Genomic DNA, 16,776 nt, shown 5'->3' with positions numbered 1-16,776 from the left:
CTCCCTCCCACTGCCGTGTAGAACGACCTTCGGGTGTTCGCTGCAGCGGCAGTGACAGGGTCAAAGCGATGGTCGGGCCGCCACGCCGGAAAGCGTGCAGCCCCGTGGATCATCCGTCATCTGAACACCCGCGAGCCCCGTTGCGTGTCGAACCCGCCCTCCCAGTTCGCATAGGCGAAATATCTGGGGGCTGCGATGGCCTTTTTTGGTTCTCTTAGCCTACGTCCTTCTTGGCCTTTGGGGAGGTTTGCGTTCAGCCGCCGGAACGAATCGGCGCGGGTCCGCTTGAATCCGGGTTCTGTTGCGTGGAGTTGCTTTGATGCGTAAGTCCAGTTGGACGCCGTCGATCGTGCCGAATGGCAACGACGAGACGGTCTACCTGGTGGCCGATAATTTCGGCAAGCTCGGCCGCGCCTGGTGCGAGACCGACTATGAGACGACCGACCTCGAGATGGTCATCCAGGACCTGCTCACGGGGCAATATAGCAACCCGATCCGCGTTATCGCCTTCAACACCGCCGAGCGCTGGTCGGAAGACGTTTCCGAGGACGTCGCCCATGAGCTGCGCCGGCGCTGCGATCTGCAGGGGCGCGACATCCCGTTTTTCCTGCAAGACTTCACCGACCGCTTCGAACGCTACCACGACGTGCAGCTGCCGCTGCCGACACATCTGGTGTGACCCGTGGCCTTTCAGCGCAGGAAACCGGCGGCGATCGGCGTCAAGGCGCCCTTCCCTGGATTCATCGAGCCCGCACTTGCGACCTCGATCGACAACGCGCCCAATGGCGAACGCTGGATTCACGAAATCAAGTTCGACGGCTACCGCGTTCAGGTCCACCTCGCCAACGAAGCGATCAAGGTCTACACAAGGCGCGGCAACAACTGGACCAACCGGTTCAGGAAGATCGCCGACGACGCCTGGCACATCAGCGCCAGATCCGCGATCATCGACGGCGAGGTCGTGGTGCCGGCCGCCGACGGCAGCACGGATTTTTCCGTTCTGCAGAACGAACTGAAGGGCAAATCGACCCGCATCGTGCTGGTCGCCTTCGACCTGCTCTATCTCAACGGTTACGACCTGCGAAAACTGCCGCTGATGGAGCGCAAGGCGCACCTCAAAAAGCTGATCGCCGCCACTGACATCCAGTTCAGCGAAAGCTTCGAGACCGACGGCCGCGAAATATACAAGCATGCTTGCAAGGTCGGATTGGAGGGCGTCGTGTCGAAGGTCCGCGACAGCGTCTATACGTCCGGCCGCGGTAACAACTGGACCAAGAAAACCTGCGCCCAGCGGGAGACATTGACGATCGCCGGCTTCGCCCTCGACGGCAACGACTGGGACGGCATCTATGTCGGCCGGCGCAAGGGCAACGACCTGATCTACGCCGGCAAAGTCGACCACGGATTCGACAAAACGTCTGCTGCCGAACTGCGACGCCGCCTGACGCCGCTGATCCGCAAGACCCAGCCCTATGCCAAACGCATCGCCCATATGGGAATTTGGGTCGAGCCCCACCTACTCGTCGAGATCGAGTACAGGGCGAAGTCCGCCGAGGGCAAGGTGCGACACCCGATCTTTAAAGGACTGCGGGAAGATTTATGATTGCGCCTTGTTGCGCTTGGCGGTGGCGCTGCCGAGCTTCGTCTTAGCTGGGTGCGCTTCTTATCGCGCCGTTGCGCGCATTGTCGCCGTTCGCGTCGGCCGACGCGGGCCTGTTCGGCTGACATCGTCAGCACCACGGTCGCCGCTCTGCCTGGCCGGGGGTTCCGGAACCCAGCTCGCTCGCCGCTGTTATCATCTACCGACATTGGACGTCCTAGGGCTCCGGTTCGGGTCCCGAGCAAGGACGGTCGATGACGGCACATCTAGCGGCTGCGTTGATAACAAAACTCACCGTCTCCAACTTTCTCGATGAGGAAGACATCGAGGCGCTCCGACGGCTGCCCATACACCAACGCGAGTTCAAGGCGAGGGAAGCCATCGTGTCCGATGGTCAGCGTCCCCACGAGTGTTGTTTGATCGGGGAAGGTTTTGCCTTTCGCTCGAAAACGACCGTCGAAGGCCAGCGCCAGGTTCTTTCCATTCACATTCCCGGCGAGGTTCCGGATCTCCAAAGCCTTCATCTGAAGGTCATGGATCACGATCTTACGACACTAACCCCCTGCACGCTGGGATTTATACCCCATGCCGCGGTGATGGGGCTGAACAGGGAGCGCCCTAACGTTGCTGCCGCCCTCTGGAGAGAAACACTGATCGATGCTGCGATATTCAGAGAATGGCTCCTGAGTCTGGGTCGTAGATCTGCGGATGCTCGAATGGCGCACCTGCTGCTCGAACTCCATCGAAGGCTTAACGCTATTGGTCGTGCGCGGGAGTTGGAATTCGAGTTGCCCGTTACCCAAGCCGATCTAGGCGACTGCCTGGGTCTTTCGACTGTGCATGTCAACAGAGTACTGCAGCAGCTTCGAAGAGAGGGTCTGATTGAGGTTCAAAGAACGAATTTCCGCCTGGTCGACCCTCCGGAACTGGAGAGGTTGGCTGAATTCGATCCATCTTATTTGCATCTGTATCCGGGGAACTAATGTTCAATCCTTCGGGCGGTAACGTCGATTCTGAAAATAGGTTTTTCTTCCCGCTTGACCTCAAGCGACCAGTCTCCGCCTTCTGACGAGAGCGTCGATTCAATGTCCCTGACAGTGAGAATGGCTTCATGCCATGCCGCCGCGTCGCTCGCGAGTTCTTCCGAGTGTAGAAAGTTCTGGCCGTTCGTAATCTGAAAGGAATAGCGCGTCATCCAATCCGAACAGACGCGGGGACGCGTTGTTCCTAGGGCAACAATCTCCCGAAAGTTAACCGTTGTTATAGAGTTTCGAACCACAGAGCCTAAGCTCATCACCACCGTAAGGGCTTAAGCATCTTTCGGTGGTGAGGACGCCAACTGCGCTCCCGCCTTACTCCAACGGAAGAAGACCAGCGCGATGCCGCAGCAACGCCGCCGTTTTAAGCACACTCAGACTTTTGAAGAACGACTAGCCGAGGAAGCTCAGCGCTTCAGGGAGGCCGCGGAGAACGCCCCGCCGGGTTTGGCCCGGGAACTTCTTCTCAAGCGGGCTCGGCAGGCTGAAGCGGCTTCTCACATGAGTGATTGGCTAAAGTCGCCCGGACTACAGCGACCCACCTAGTTGCCATGACTCGGAGGTATTGCGCCTAAGTCGTGGGCGACGCCGGCCATATCCGCCACCGCATCGAGATTCCTTGCGACAATGATGAGGAAGCCCAACTGCGAACTGAGCTATTGGTTGATGGCAAGAGGCGCGTCGGATTGCGACCTTCGAACCCAAAGAGCAGCGCGCATTGCTGGCGCGAGTAAGGCAAGTCAGTACAAAAGTGTACATAGCCCGCCAATGGACCACCAACGGCGCTAGTCGGCCTCCGACCCGCACTTAGCAACCATTGAGTTGCCAGACTGTTGAGCAGTTGCAGCGCTCCCGCTGTGAGGAGACAGCGAGATGCTATTTTACCCTTTCTATCCGGCCCTCATGTTAGCGGTCGAAGCTCAGAACGTCATCGACATGCGCCTATGGAAGATCGCCACCGGCGGCGTTCATGCTGCGAAAGAGACGCAACTGATGGTTTCCGAAAAGATCGATGCCGCAGTGGAAGCTAGCGCGATGCTAATGGGTGGCAAAACCACGGGCGAGGTCATCGACTTCTATCGCAAGCAAGTGGCAGCTAATGCGACGCGGCTTACCTAATGCCGCGGCGGCATCAGTACCGCGTGGGGAACAATAGGAACGATGAGCGGCGCGTCTAGTTGGACGGTCTCCTACGAACAATGGAGACGGCAATGACCACCACAGCAAAGGACGTATACGTCGTCGGCCTGCGCAATGCGCACGCTATGGAAGTACAGGCGAGAGAACTGATGGAGCGTCAATCGGAACGACTGACCGACTATCCTGAGGTAATGGCGCGGGTGAAGGAACATCTGGCAGAAACCAACACCCAGCTCAGTCGTCTTGAACAATGCCTGCAGGCGTGCGGAGAAAGCAACTCCACCCTCAAGGACGCTGCGCAATCCGTGATGGCCAACATGATGGCAATGACCCATGCAATGGCTGGAGACGAAATTCTCAAGAACACCTTTGCCAACAACGCTTTTGAGCATTTCGAGATCGCAGCATATAAATCGCTCCTGACTCTATGCGACAGCGCCGGTCAAGGCGGCTCTCGCTCCCTGCTGGAGCAGAGCCTCAAGGAAGAGCAGCGAATGGCGGCGTGGATCGATGCCAACGTTGCAAAGGTGACCCAACAGTATCTCGCGATCGAACAGAAGGCGGCATAATCATGTACCATCACGTCAAGAAACTGATGTTCACCGTACGCGTCGACGAACCGGACGTTCGCTTTGGCAACATGCTGCTGGAGCAGTTCGGCGGCGCCAACGGCGAACTGGCCGCAGCGATGCAATACTCGATCCAGGGATTGAATTGCGAAGACCCTGACCGCAAGGACCTCCTGATGGATATCGGGACCGAAGAGCTCAGCCATCTCGAGATCGTCGGATGTCTGGCGCGCATGCACTTAAAGCCCTCGAAGTTCGACCGCCAGGCAGCCGAAACCGACCCGCTGATTGCGATCGCCGGCGGCGGCGGCGTCAATCTGTTCAACTCGCAAGGCAATCCGTGGACCGCGGACTACCTCAAGATCACCGGCGAACTCGACGTCGACCTGCGCAGCAACATCGCGGCGGAAGCCCGGGCAAAGATCGTCTACGAGCGGCTCATCAATTTCTGCGACGACGCCGGCACCAAGGATGCGCTTCAATTCCTCATGACCCGGGAAATCACCCACATGAAGGCTTTTACCGCAGCCCTGGAAAGCATGAAGAAGCCGGCGTTCAGCATCGGCAAGCTCGCCCCGACGCCGGGGCTGGTAAATCAGTTCTTCAACGATTCCACCGGAGCCGGCGACGAAGGCGAGATCGACACGCGTGGTCCCTGGAACCAGGGCGGCGACTGGGAATTCGTGGAAGCGCCCGCCTTCTCGCAGTCTGAGGCCGGCATCAATGGCGGCCCGCAACCCATCAAGACCGAAAGTTCGCCTCCCCTCGCGCCAGAGGGCATGGCCGAGCTTCTGGTCGACGAATTGCGGGACATCCTGCACGCGGAGAAGCAGCTGACCAAGGCGCTGCCCAAAATGGGCAAGGCGGCGCGGTTCGATCGCCTGCGGGAGCTGTTCGAACAACACCTGATGGAAACCGAGGAGCAGATCGAGCGGCTCAACGAATGTTTCTCGCTGCTCGGCGAGACCGCCCGTGCTAAGCCGTGCAAGGGCATGATGGGTCTGGTGGAGGAAGGGCAGGAAGTCATGGAGGAAGGCGCGGAAAAGGAGGACGCACTTGCCGATCTCGCCCTCATCGGGGCGGCGCAGCGGGTCGAGCACTACGAGATTTCCGCGTACACGACCGCCAAGAATCTGGCCCAGCAACTGCGTCACAGCGCCGTGGTGGAATTGCTGTCAAAGTCACTGGCAGAGGAAGAAAACTCCGATCAACTGCTGAATCAGGTGGCCCGGAGCTTGATGTCGGTTGCCCAGATGCCGGCGGCAGTCGAGCGTATCGAAGTCGAATAAGCGCTACCGGCCGGTGCACTGTTGCAAGCGCGCCGGCCGCCTTTCATGCGCGGAACACGAGTTCGAACAAGTGCAAGCTGTGACAGCACGCAAATGAGTGATCATCGTCCTCCCCTGAACGACGATCGTAGCCCACTGCTGGATTTGATGACGTGCATTGTTTGCATGCAGACGATGAAGATCGAGAAGGCCGACCCGGACGACAAAGGCAACGACCTCATTCATTACCGGTGCGGCATTTGCCGGGCAGTTGAGACGGTACGGCTTATTCGCCGCCAGCCTCCGACTGGCCAACCGAAAAGATCCTTGTGAGAGGCATTCAGTGAAGCTCCGCCTGAGCGACGCGACTGGCCTGTTTTGGGCCAGATTCCCAGCATAGACGTGCATTGCTGGGCGCGGCAGGACCGAAGGGCGACGTCCCAAGCAAATCGCCCCCCAGAGAGCGTCGCTGGAGAGAGGCTCGATAGGCCCTGCTCGGGGTGCGCGACAGGCTTGCTCCCGAAGAGCGAGATGCAGAACGGCCTTTAACAAGCCGTTGGAGAACGCAGTGGACCGACTGGCCGGCAAGCCCGCACGGTCACATAACCTGGCCCTGTGGCATGAGACCTGCCAGTGCTGGGAATTCAGTGTTTCTATCCGGGCGATCCATTTCGATCCCGGCGGCCCGGATATATTCGATCGCGTAACTCAACCGGGTTTAGCTCGTGATTTCGGTTTCGAGCTTTCCTTTGAATCCGATTTGATCACACTCAATTCTCCGTTTGCCTCCAGACAGGCCTCTCGAACCTCGGCGAGTTGGGAGACTCCTTGTTGTCGCAACTGACCCCTTAGCTCTTCCTCGGTAATAAATTCCTGGCGCATATTACGGCGATTCATCTTGCCATTTTTTATAAGCGGAAGCGGCGGGGGAGACAAAAGCCGTTCAAATATTTTGAAGCGGTAGCTGATCCAATTAAGGAACAGGTTCCAGAACACGATAGTGAGGACCAGAACTATCCCCTCTGTAATAGACTTATACTCTTTGGCAAATCCGTTCTGTGCAGCGTCGGCTATCACGACGATAACAAGTATGTCGGCAATCCCAATCGTTGAGGTCTGGCGCACCATCACAAATCGCAGAGTAATGAAAAGCGACAGGTACATCACCGTGCCCCTCAACATCATCTCTGCAACGGAATGCGTCGGAATTACCAGCTCCGCCCATTCGATTAAGTGTAATTTATCCAAGTTGTCCTCGTATTGAAGCCTGGAATTGCCGATTGCCAGCCTTCGTCTCAGATCGCAACCCAAGCCTAACGATATCGGCCCTATCCGGACCGCCGCTTGCTCGCGGTCGTCGCATTAACCGGCGCGGTTTGTGAGTTGCCCCCGCCTTGCTAGTTGGCGTCGCGGTTCTCTTTCACATAAAGGTCTTTTGTCGCCTGATCGGTCATTCGCTTTTCCGCGCTAGTGCGGCTGCGGGTCCGCAGGATTCCGTAAGCGATAGCAATACCCAGAACAATAGCACCGCCAAGCCATAGCGCCACCGGGAGATGCGAACCAGTCTCAACCGGTAATCCTTGGGCCACGGCATGCTCCGGTAAGGAAAACAAGAAAAGCGACCCGAAGATGCCCGTGGCTGTGCCGGATAGGTAGGTAGCCGCTACGCCGCGAGGCAAACTCTCCATCTGCAAATCCTCCCTTAAGGAGTTCAAATTCCCGACGACGTCGAACGGTCCTGTACGCGTCTTCAAGCGCTTGCACCTCCAAGCTTTGTCTTCAGCTCAATCGCTTTTTAATACGCCGCACCGCATCATTGGGCGATGAGCTTGCAACCAACGGCGTAGAGTCGCTCGCCATCCAGAACGCAATCCTTTTCCTGATGGTCTCTGGTTCCCCAAGCCGCAAATGGCAACCCAGAGATACGGATTTCAGTCGCACAATCCGTCGCGGCGCAGGAAAGCCTTATTGATCGCTACGGCTGCTTGCGCGCCCTCCGCGATAGCGACCGCGACGAGAAGAACGTCGCGGGATACATCGCCTGCAACATAGACACCGGGAACGCTGCTTTCTTCGGTGTCCGGGTCGATGACGACGCCTCCTCTCTCGTTACGCGCGCACCCGAGACGGTCGGACAGGTCAGACGCCTGATGGCAGCCGGTCGAAAAAAACAAACCGGCGCGGGTCAGATCTGGCCCAGTCTCGAATACAATCCTTGTGAGCTCTCCGTCCGCGCCTTCAAGGGATCGGACGGGCTCGGTGCGCAGCGGAATGCTGTGTTCTTCGAGTTTGCGAATTGCTTGCGCGCTAACTTCCGTTCCGCCGCTGCAAGCCACTACGTCGGACATCCAGTGCTTCATCATGACAGCAAGCTCTGCCCCCTTATCCTCCTTACCATAGGCCGCTACCGGCTTCCCGGCATATTCGAAACCGTCGCAGTAAAGACAATGATGCACGGAAACCCCATAGAGAGGTTTGATACGCGCGAGTTCGGGAAGTTCGTCAACCAGGCCCGTAGCAAGAAGGACTTTCGAAGCACTGCCAGCCGTGCCGTCCGCACAGACGAACTCGAACCGCCCTTCTCCGGCGCGGCTGATGGCCGTGATCCGAGTGCGGCGCACTGCGACAGTCTTGTAGCGCGAGAGGTCTTCCCGGGCTTCGTCCAAAAATGAGCAAGGAGAACGCCCTTCCCTGCCGAGAAGCCCGTGAATGGCGTGGGAGTTCAGATTGCGCTGATGCCCTTCGTCGCAGACCAACACTGTGCGGTGGCACCGTCCCAAAATGAGCGCTGCACTCAGTCCGGCAGGTCCGCCGCCGACAACGAGAACGTCGAATTTCATTGAAAGCCCTTTTCGTTGCCTAGGTATATAGGCCCGTTCGCGATGCTTTGAACCCCTCCCCCCATTCGGGCGTTACCAGTCGGGATAAGGATCATGCCGCGCGCCAGAACAGCAGCCCCATGGACGGAATTGACGCTCGAAGAGCGTCGCGAACGGAGGCGTCTGCGGCGTGAAAAGCAGCGCGAGGATAACATCAAGCGTGCGACGAAAATGCATGCAGCCCGGGTAAGGACGGAAACGAAAAGCTCGGAGAAGCCTCCTGGATCCAAGCCGTCGATTTTCGTCGGTTGCTCCGGCTGGCGTTACTGGAAATGGCGGGATTCGTTCTATGCCAGCGTTCCGCAAAATGACTGGTTCGAACATTACCTTAGGCGATTCGATACCGTCGAAATCAACGCTTCCTTTTACTCGTGGCCAACGGTCGCCGGCGTACAAGCCTGGAAGCGCCAGCCCGGCAAGAAAAAATTCGTGTATACGGTCAAGGTTTGCGAGCTCATAACGCATATCAAGAAGTTCAAGGGCACAAAGACACTGGTGAAGGACTTTGGGATGATCGCCGATATTCTGGGCGATCGAATGGGATGTTTTCTGTTTCAGCTGCCGCCGAGCTATCGCTACACCAAGACCCGGCTCAATGACGTTGTCAGCCAGCTCGATCCCACGCGCCGCAATGTCGTCGAATTCCGGCACGCCAGCTGGTGGAATGAGGAAGTGTACGGGGCCTTCCGAAAGGCCGGGATCATCTTCTGCTCCTGCAGCGGACCGCGCCTGCCCGATGAGCTTATCCGCACAGCGGATGAAGTATATGTCCGCCTGCACGGCCCAAAGCGATGGTATCGGCACGACTACTCCAAGAGCGAGTTGGCGATTTGGGCGGGCAGGATTAAATCGAGCGGGGCGAAGAACGCCTGGATTTACTTCAATAACGATAACGATGCTCATGCCCCAAAGAACGCCATAGCTTTGCGGCGCATGCTCGGGCGAGATGGTTCTAAGTAACGGTACCGAGGGTGACCTCCGTAGCCGTTCCGACATTTTGCGGGCGCATCCTCACCCGGGGCTCGCGCGCTTTCCACCAAGCGCCAACGGCTCCGACGATCTCGTACCACAGCGAGGTTGGCAAATCGGCGGCTGCGATCCTGACCACGTAGCAATCGCGAATCCTATCCTTTGACCACTCCGCCGCCCCGAAATCGAATCCGAAGCTTCCCGCATGGCGTAGAGGCAAGCCTCTGCGTCGCAAGTCGGCACATAGTTCCGCGACGACGTCCCGCGCTTGGATCTCATCGAGCGTCCTGGCAGGAGCCAAAGTGACATAAAGACCGTGTGTAAAATGGCATTCGGCAGCTAATCCGGCGAGCTTCGCGGAAAAATAACGGGTCATCCAACGGCTATTTACCAGCATGGCAGCGACCCGCTTATTCGTCAGCGAACGATAGGCCGGAGACCCCACGTATGGCGGGAAGTGCGCCGGCAAGGCCGCGCCACCGAATAGTCGGACGGCGTTTCCCATCTCTGTCAGGAGGACTTCCAGCAACTGCTGCTTAGCACCCCCCGCGCGCGAGCAAGGGAAGACGGCCGATCCAAGCCGCCCATATTCGACGCCGAGGGAATCAAGCTTCGTATGGCTGCGAAGCAATATAATCGGAGTTGCTGCACTGTGGGCCCAGCTCAAAGCTCGCAGGATCCGGCCGGACCCGCTGGAAAAACAGGTCGTATCGAATAGAATCAAATCGAGCCGCGGTTGAGTACATTTAAGTGTCTCCTCAAACGCGCTTGCCGTGGTACAGGAGTCCAATACCAAAATCCGTGGCCGTGATCCCCGAAGTTTTGCGATTTCGGCAAATGATCCGCCGAGTTCGATCCTTCTTAGATGCTTCGTATGACCGTCTATGAGCTCGGTCGTCTCACCGTAGGAGTTCGGCATGGTGATGATGTCAGCTTCAGAGAAGACCGGAGCTGTTGCCATCAGCAGTCCCGAAATGGCGGCCATCCCAGACGCCGTATAGACCGTTTCGCTACCCGACTTGTTCTCGAGCGCGTAGAATGACGGACCTTTCACTTGCAGATCCGCGCGTTGATAGTCGTATTTGAATTCGAACGGGCCCCTCCTCGGCCGACCCGCATGCGTCCATGCCGTTTCCGTCTGCCCCCAATCTTGAAGAGCGTGTTCGGCTTTAAGGGCTGCGGCAAGATGAAACTTCTGCTCGATCACCTCGGCTACCGACTTTGGGAATCGAATCGTCAAAGGATCGCTGAGAGAATCGTTCAGCAGATCGAGCTCTTGCTTCTTTCTAGTGAGATAGGCTTCTACGGTTTCCATGACGGCCTCTAATCGTCACATCAACGCGACATAGAAGAATTGGGTCCTAATAGTGAATGATCCCTTTTCGCACCGCGCGAAATGGAGTGCCGCCGGCGTCCTCAGTCCGCTAGGAACATTGTGCGAACACCGGCGTTAGTTGGTCCCGGAAGGAGCTTTTGACGGATGCTGGGATCAACCCGGAGAAATCCGGCTAGGCATCAATTCGACGATCATCTCGCCCGGCGCGGCTAAGTCGGAATTGGCTTTGCGACCCAATCAACATGGCGCGGCGCGTGATGGATCAGATCGCCGAGAAAGGCCGCGTTGAAGCCGGTCGGCGCGGGGTTGGACAACACTCCTAATCGATCGCGGAAGGCCTACCCGGCCTCCTGCATCCGCGGCACCGTCATGAACCGGAACAACCGGATCGTTTGGGGATTCACCCCTGACGAGGAGATTTCCGGTGCTGATGATTGACACGCCAAGGCCAAGGACCCGCACACTTCAGGGATGGGCGATCGAAGTGCTACAGGAAGTCGGCGCTATTCGAGAGTGCGAAGAGCACGGATGGATGCAGGACGGCGCCGATCCGCATGCCCGCGAGCGCGCGCTCGAAATCGCCCGCAAAAGCCCGCCGCCTGGAGTATCACCGCAGGTGGCTGCTGGAGCCGTCGCACAAGTTCTGGATTTGATAGGAGATACCTGCCCCGAGTGCCCGCCCGAATGACCCCGGTTCGCTCGCCGCCACGCCGATTGTTTGAAGCAATCCGGGGTGACCTAGCCTCGCGCGCGCTGCAATGCTGCTTCCAATCGCTCCCTCTCCTTATCCCAGCGGACGTTTTCGGTTCGCGATCTCTTCTCAAGAGCGGCCACCTCGGCCTGGATAGCAGCAACTTTCTTCTCATGCTCCCGCTCGGCCGCGTCCAACGCCACTTGCGCCTTATCGACGGCCTTTCGCCGGCGTTCACGCTCCTTCCGTTTGGTAGCCTCTTCCCTCGCCCGTTCACGCTCGCGCCGTTTCTGCTCCTTTTCGAAGTCAACTGAAGCCTTGCGCTCCGCAGCCTTGTCGACGGCGCGCGGGGAAGGCTTCTTCACCTTGTGGCTTTTCGACTTGCGGGCAGTCTTTGGTCTTTCGCCGTCACCCAGATTGGTGGGTAGTTCAGCATGCTCGCCAAAGGGTCCGTCGGAGCCGACGGGCCGCCTGAGAACGACGCCCGGTTTCGCCATGGTCGCCGACAGTACATCGGGATCGCTAGTTTCCTTCGCCGCGCCCTGGTGGAAGAGATTGCTGTCGGCGCCCCACGCTTCCAGAGCCGCTTTCATCGACGGAGCCGCAATTGCCAGATCGAAAAAGCCCAGCGAAGTGTGATAGGTTTTCAGTTTTCTCGCCATGGACCCCTTCTTGCACCTTCCGCTGGCCACTGCCATGGGTCAGCCGTATCGTCACCTCGCAAGTAGCGAGTTTGCGAAACAAGCGAACAGCGAGGCTGGGCTGGGATGGATCTCGGCGGCCCCCGCCCGCCGCAGCGAACCCTCCGTGAACCCGCCGCACAGCACGCCGATGGTTGCGATCTTCGCCTTCCCCGCAGCGATCGCGTCGTAAGGCGTGTCGCCGATCGCGACGGCTTCAGCGCCCTGGATCCTGAGCTTCTCTAGAACTACCTCGAAAATGTCCGGCGCAGGTTTCGATTCCTCAACGTCATCAGACGACGTCGTCAATTCCACCAGTTCGGTAATGCCAGCGATTTCGAGATATTTCTCGACTTCATCCTTCTTGCGGAAGAAGCGACGGCAATCCGCCGTCCCGCGGCGCGCACGCGGCGCAGCAAGTCCGGGACCGCCGAAAAGGGACGTACAAGCGGCAGATACTCGGTCTTGAAACGATTGCCGCGCCACTCTTCCAATTCTTTGCCGTGGTCCCGTTGTTCATCAGCGGACAGGAGAATGAGCTTGTCCCCTCCCTTGCCTATTTGGCTTCGAGCTTGCTCGAAACTCACATCATGGCCGCACTTAAGCATGGCTTCCTGCCATGCGAGCGCGTGGAGATCGACCGAGTCCAGAAGCGTGCCGTCCGGGTCGAAGATAGCGGCTTTCGACAACTTGCAATCCTCCATAGTCGAAGCGAGCGAGTTCGCTTCCTGTGGCACGGCAAGTTACCCGCTCAGTATCCGTTATTATGAACCGCACTTTGGCCGCCAAGTCCTCTATGCTGAACGGCTTCGGCAAAGATGTGTACCATTGTGGACGATGGCGTTCCCGCGTGTAGCCAGTGGTGAACAGTACCTTGACGTCTGGCTTCATGGCCAAAAGCCGGGTCTAGGCTGACTTACGCTGCGATTTCGCCGACGGCTTCTTCGCCGCAGCTTCCTTCGCCGACTTCTTGCCGGCGATCGGCATGAGCATTTCCTTCTGACTGCTTGCGACCTTGCGTGGCTTTTTGGCCGGCTTGGAGTCCTTTGAAGCCTGTGCGCCGCCAATACTCTTGCGTAGCGCGTCCATCAGGTCGACGACGTTCTCCCCTCGGGGACGCTCTTTCGCAGTGATGGGTTTGCCGGCGCGCTTCTGGTTGATGAGGTCAATGAGAGCCGTTTCATACTGGTCTTCGAACTTGTCTGGCTCGAAGTGACCCGCCTTCTGATTGACGATGTGCTTGGCGAGATCAAGCATGTCCTTGGTAACTTTGACGTCCTCAATATCGTCGAAATACTCTTTCTCCGACCGGACTTCGTAGGGATAGCGCAGCAACGTTCCCATCAAGCCCTTGTCCAGCGGATCGAGGGCGATGATGTGCTCCCGATTGGTTAGCACCACGCGGCCTATCGCGACCTTGTTCATCTCGCGGATGGTTTCACGGATGACGGCGAAGGCGTCGTGACCGACTTTCCCATCCGGTACCAGGTAGTAGGGACGGATCAGATATCGCGGATCGATCTCGCTGCGGTCGACGAACTCGTCGATCTCGATGGTTCGCGTCGATTCCAGCGCGACATTCTCGAGCTCCTCCTTGGTCACCTCGATGTACGTATCGGTATCGACCTTGTAGCCCTTGACGATGTCTTCGTTTTCAACTTCCTCACCCGTGTCCGCGTCCACCTTCGCGTACTTGATCCGGTGGCCCGTCTTTCGGTTGAGCTGGTTGAAGGAGACCTTTTCGGATTCCGACGTGGCGGGATAGAGCGCTACCGGACAGGTGACGAGGGAAAGACGCAGGAAGCCTTTCCAGTTAGCGCGGGGGGCCATGGCTGGGAACTCCAAATACTGTTGCTGGGTTCAAGACGAACGGGCAGCCTTGGTTCCGACAGGGTGGCTTCCCAAGAAGATGATTTTTTCTCAGAGCCCAGCACAAGTGGACTCGACTTTCGTTCTCTTTATGTTCTAGTTCAGGGATGATCGACCGACCTGCGAGCTGGCGCATGCCTACCCCGAAACAGATGGAACAACTGGCCGCAGAGGCGGTCCGGAAAGCAGCGAGCCCCGGTGCGGCTCCTGACCCTGCGACCCCTGCGATCCTCAACGATCCTCGAGCAGGGACAAATGGGCTTCGATTGGCGCAACGACATCTCTCGGAAATCCAGCGCCACGTCCTGCGCGTATCCTGCCGACGGTGCGACCGGACTGTGGAAATCCAGACCGCCGATGCGGTCCGATTGTATGGCGGCAACGCGGTCTGGAAGCATGTCGCGCAGCGGCTGCCTTTCACCCAATTTGGTCTGCACTTGGATCTCCGAATGGCGCCGAAACACCACCCCACGCCGCTTTCGGGAAGTCACCGAAAGGCTTTGAAAGAGGAGCTCGGCAAGGCGCGCGCGAGACGGGTATCCTGGCTGCGCAGTCATTGGAAATGCGTTCCAAGGGCGCTGCACTGATTCAACAGGCCGACAGGTTGCTCTGCGAAAGCTGGAACGAAAGGATGTGGCGCGATGGCGAGCCGATCGATCCGTCACCCACCGTCGACCAGGCTATCAATGGCGGCTTTCCTTGGCGCGAAATCCGTTGCTCACGGTGCAACACGCCGAACGATGTCGACCTGGCAGCTCTTAGACACCCGCCGACCACTTTCGTGCACGATCTCGCAAGTCGGCTGCGCTGCCGCAGGTGCGCCAAGATCGGGCGCCGCCCCTCGGCGACCTTGCTCCAGCTTAGCTGGCAGCCGCGCCATCTCAGAACCGAAGTTTAAACGTACAATCTCTACTCGGGCGCGGTTCCGCGTTGTGAACTGATTCCTGCGATCCGGCGCAATCTTTCGACCTCAAGAAAAATGCGTAGGAACGATCCGCGCTACCGCAGGTTCACTCTGCGCTGCAACATTTCCTAGGATCATCCGGATTTCGTGCACGCGCCGAAACGAGTGTGATCTATGACCGCAATCCAGACTATTAAACGCCTTCGCCGATCTGTTCCAGGTCGGCGCACGACCAACTCAACTTCCATCGTGGCAGCCTCGGTTGCGATCGGAGCTTTGGCCGCTATCGCCTTGCTCAATCAGCACCTTGCGAAGAAAGCCGAGCGTGAAAACCCACCTTCTGGTCGGTTCTTAAGAGTGAACGGCGTCCGACTGCATTACGTGGAACGTGGCACAGGCGATCCTGTCGTTCTTCTACACGGCAACGGAAGCATGATCCAGGATTTTGAATCAAGCGGTCTGATCGATCTTGTTGCCAAGGATTATCGGGTAATCGTTTTCGATCGTCCTGGGTTCGGCCATAGCGATCGGCCGCGCAATGCCGTGTGGACGCCGGATGCCCAAGCGGAATTGATCAAGCTCGCCCTCGCGCAGCTTGGCGTTTCCAATGCAATCGTCCTTGGACACTCTTGGGGCGCCTCCGTTGCGACCGCAATAGCTCTGAAATATCCCGGCCTTGTCCGAGGACTCGTGCTCGCCTCAGGATACTACTATCCGACCCTAAGGCCAGACGTGGTTGCGTTGGCCGCTCCGTCCCTGCCCCTTGTCGGAGACATCCTCAGTCATACCTTGTCGCCCCTGCTGAGCCGAGCCATATGGCCGCTGATGATGGCGAAGATCTTTGGTCCAAGATCCGTACCGAAGAAGTTTGAAGCATTTCCGAAGGAAATGGCACTCCGGCCATCTCAGATAAGGGCATCTGCCGCTGAATCGGCGCTAATGATCCCGGACGCGTTCATGCTGCGCAATCAGTATGCTGACCTGAAAATGCCAGTTGTCATCATCGCTGGTGAGCAAGACAAGCTCATCGATATCGACACTCAGTCGGCCCGACTGCACTCCGACGTTACCCAGAGCAAGTTTCATAGGGTTGCGGCGAACGGCCACATGATCCAGCAGACTGCCACCGATCAAGTGATGTCAGCCATCATGGAAGTAGCGGGCCAGTCGACTGACCTTGTCGCCGCCGAGTAGCCGGCCCTAAAGGCCGGGCTTGCGGCGCCGCAAGAGCGTCAATCTTTGGAAGGCTTTGGTTGCGTTTCGCTGATCGGATCAGACGCCGGAAAGGTATCCTCGAGGCCCTTTTCAAGCTTCGCCTGCTTCTTGTCGGCTTGCACGGCCTGCTTTGGATCATCTGCGTGTTTGTCGTGAGGTGCCGGGTTGAATTCCTTGGACACACTGCCCTCCTCTTTACAAACCCAAATCAATCGAGTGCCAGCGTTCGTTCAACAACCCCGCGAACCCGCTTTCGTTGCGACACTTAGGAACGGAACCTGAATGGGGCAGTTGACCGCCCGGAGTGTTAAAATGTCCGATGCTGTCGACTATCTGCGCGCCTACGCCGTAAGAGCCATCTGCAAGGCGCGCCGGATGCCGTTTGGCAAGTCAAAGCGTCTTCAACGAGCAGTCGGCCGAATTTATCTGCTTTTGACCAAGGAGGCGGCTGTCGCCCCGAACGTCGATCATCTCGACGATTTTCGAACGGCGCGCCAAGTGGAAAAGTCGATCGCCACGCCTCCGCCACCTACCTGATGACTGGACAGACTGGAGTGCGCTTTGTTTGGCAATCGCCGGCGTCTCAAAACGCCAATGCGGTGCAAGCTCGCTCTTGAGA

Annotated in this window: 18 protein-coding genes and 2 pseudogenes; 11 read left to right on the top strand and 9 right to left on the bottom strand. The window is 58.1% G+C overall.

What is annotated here, in order from left to right:
- The first annotated feature begins 319 nt into the window (after positions 1-319).
- The 3 genes from JQ609_RS30975 (at position 320) to JQ609_RS30965 (ending at position 2,583) form a co-directional block, all read left to right on the top strand.
- Positions 320-679, top strand: a complete 360-nt coding sequence (locus JQ609_RS30975) for a hypothetical protein (RefSeq protein WP_212276483.1) — start codon at positions 320-322, stop codon at positions 677-679.
- A gap of 3 nt (positions 680-682) precedes the next feature.
- Complete coding sequence (ligD, locus tag JQ609_RS30970) at positions 683-1,603, top strand: non-homologous end-joining DNA ligase (protein ID WP_212276482.1); 921 nt, start codon at positions 683-685, stop codon at positions 1,601-1,603.
- 251 nt (positions 1,604-1,854) lie between these two features.
- On the top strand, positions 1,855-2,583 hold the full coding sequence (locus JQ609_RS30965) for a Crp/Fnr family transcriptional regulator (protein ID WP_212276481.1): 729 nt from the start codon (positions 1,855-1,857) through the stop codon (positions 2,581-2,583).
- Here JQ609_RS30965 and JQ609_RS30960 read toward each other — a convergent pair.
- Positions 2,580-2,795 carry a DUF6894 family protein gene (locus tag JQ609_RS30960; RefSeq protein WP_212276480.1) on the bottom strand — a complete coding sequence of 72 codons (216 nt, stop codon included), beginning with the start codon at positions 2,793-2,795 and terminating at the stop codon, positions 2,580-2,582. The two genes, JQ609_RS30965 and JQ609_RS30960, sit on opposite strands and share 4 nt — an antisense overlap.
- 715 nt (positions 2,796-3,510) lie before the next feature.
- On the opposite strand from JQ609_RS30960, the gene JQ609_RS30955 reads away from it, so the two are divergent.
- The 3 genes from JQ609_RS30955 to JQ609_RS30945 all read left to right on the top strand — a co-directional run bounded on the left by JQ609_RS30955 (position 3,511) and on the right by JQ609_RS30945 (position 5,635).
- On the top strand, positions 3,511-3,756 hold the full coding sequence (locus JQ609_RS30955) for a hypothetical protein (RefSeq protein WP_212276479.1): 246 nt from the start codon (positions 3,511-3,513) through the stop codon (positions 3,754-3,756).
- 92 nt (positions 3,757-3,848) lie between these two features.
- Positions 3,849-4,346: a ferritin-like domain-containing protein gene (locus JQ609_RS30950; protein WP_212276478.1), complete on the top strand. Its 498-nt coding sequence runs from the start codon at positions 3,849-3,851 to the stop codon at positions 4,344-4,346.
- Positions 4,347-4,348: 2 nt separating this feature from the next.
- Positions 4,349-5,635, top strand: coding sequence for a DUF892 family protein (locus JQ609_RS30945; protein ID WP_212276477.1), 1,287 nt, complete (start codon positions 4,349-4,351; stop codon positions 5,633-5,635).
- A gap of 687 nt (positions 5,636-6,322) precedes the next feature.
- On the opposite strand, the gene JQ609_RS30940 is transcribed toward JQ609_RS30945, so the two are convergent.
- The 3 genes from JQ609_RS30940 to JQ609_RS30930 form a co-directional block, all read right to left on the bottom strand.
- Positions 6,323-6,862, bottom strand: a complete 540-nt coding sequence (locus JQ609_RS30940) for a DUF421 domain-containing protein (RefSeq protein WP_249128594.1) — start codon at positions 6,860-6,862, stop codon at positions 6,323-6,325.
- Between the two features lie 149 nt (positions 6,863-7,011).
- The gene (locus JQ609_RS30935; RefSeq protein ID WP_212276509.1) at positions 7,012-7,368 is read right to left on the bottom strand and encodes a hypothetical protein; all 357 of its coding nucleotides are present in this window, start codon (positions 7,366-7,368) and stop codon (positions 7,012-7,014) included.
- A gap of 177 nt (positions 7,369-7,545) precedes the next feature.
- On the bottom strand, positions 7,546-8,454 hold the full coding sequence (locus JQ609_RS30930) for an NAD(P)/FAD-dependent oxidoreductase (protein WP_212276476.1): 909 nt from the start codon (positions 8,452-8,454) through the stop codon (positions 7,546-7,548).
- A gap of 93 nt (positions 8,455-8,547) precedes the next feature.
- Between JQ609_RS30930 and JQ609_RS30925 the strand changes: the two genes are divergently transcribed.
- Entirely contained in the window at positions 8,548-9,453 is a 906-nt protein-coding gene (locus JQ609_RS30925) for a DUF72 domain-containing protein (RefSeq protein WP_212276475.1), read from the top strand.
- On the opposite strand, the gene JQ609_RS30920 is transcribed toward JQ609_RS30925, so the two are convergent.
- A complete protein-coding gene (locus tag JQ609_RS30920; protein WP_249128593.1) occupies positions 9,446-10,777 on the bottom strand; it encodes a hypothetical protein in 1,332 nt (443 codons plus the stop codon). The two genes, JQ609_RS30925 and JQ609_RS30920, sit on opposite strands and share 8 nt — an antisense overlap.
- Positions 10,778-11,228: 451 nt before the next feature.
- On the opposite strand from JQ609_RS30920, the gene JQ609_RS30915 reads away from it, so the two are divergent.
- Positions 11,229-11,486 carry a hypothetical protein gene (locus tag JQ609_RS30915; RefSeq protein WP_212276503.1) on the top strand — a complete coding sequence of 86 codons (258 nt, stop codon included), beginning with the start codon at positions 11,229-11,231 and terminating at the stop codon, positions 11,484-11,486.
- A 50-nt stretch (positions 11,487-11,536) separates the two neighbouring features.
- Here JQ609_RS30915 and JQ609_RS30910 read toward each other — a convergent pair whose 3' ends face one another.
- The 3 genes and pseudogenes from JQ609_RS30910 to JQ609_RS30900 form a co-directional block, all read right to left on the bottom strand.
- Positions 11,537-12,151 carry a cell envelope biogenesis protein TolA gene (locus JQ609_RS30910; RefSeq protein WP_212276474.1) on the bottom strand — a complete coding sequence of 205 codons (615 nt, stop codon included), beginning with the start codon at positions 12,149-12,151 and terminating at the stop codon, positions 11,537-11,539.
- A 51-nt stretch (positions 12,152-12,202) separates the two neighbouring features.
- A pseudogene (locus JQ609_RS30905) lies at positions 12,203-12,873 on the bottom strand (HAD family hydrolase).
- A gap of 202 nt (positions 12,874-13,075) precedes the next feature.
- Entirely contained in the window at positions 13,076-13,999 is a 924-nt protein-coding gene (locus JQ609_RS30900; RefSeq protein ID WP_212276473.1) for a Ku protein, read from the bottom strand.
- 488 nt (positions 14,000-14,487) lie between these two features.
- Between JQ609_RS30900 and JQ609_RS35330 the strand changes: the two are divergent.
- Positions 14,488-14,936, top strand: a pseudogene (locus JQ609_RS35330) (hypothetical protein).
- A 180-nt stretch (positions 14,937-15,116) separates the two neighbouring features.
- Positions 15,117-16,136, top strand: coding sequence for an alpha/beta fold hydrolase (locus tag JQ609_RS30895; protein WP_212276472.1), 1,020 nt, complete (start codon positions 15,117-15,119; stop codon positions 16,134-16,136).
- A 38-nt stretch (positions 16,137-16,174) separates the two neighbouring features.
- Here the strand turns inward: JQ609_RS30895 and JQ609_RS30890 are convergent, their stop codons facing one another.
- Positions 16,175-16,339 (bottom strand): hypothetical protein, encoded by a 165-nt coding sequence (locus JQ609_RS30890; protein ID WP_212212620.1) that lies wholly within the window; start codon positions 16,337-16,339, stop codon positions 16,175-16,177.
- Positions 16,340-16,469: 130 nt separating this feature from the next.
- Here JQ609_RS30890 and JQ609_RS30885 point away from each other — a divergent pair, with 130 nt between their 5' ends.
- A complete protein-coding gene (locus JQ609_RS30885; protein WP_212276471.1) occupies positions 16,470-16,694 on the top strand; it encodes a hypothetical protein in 225 nt (74 codons plus the stop codon).
- Positions 16,695-16,776 lie beyond the last annotated feature (82 nt).

The organism is Bradyrhizobium sp. AUGA SZCCT0169, from assembly GCF_018130085.1.
Taxonomy (GTDB): Bacteria; Pseudomonadota; Alphaproteobacteria; order Rhizobiales; family Xanthobacteraceae; genus Bradyrhizobium.
Note: the sequence above shows the minus strand (reverse complement) of the source record. Positions and strands in the feature narration are given on the sequence as shown.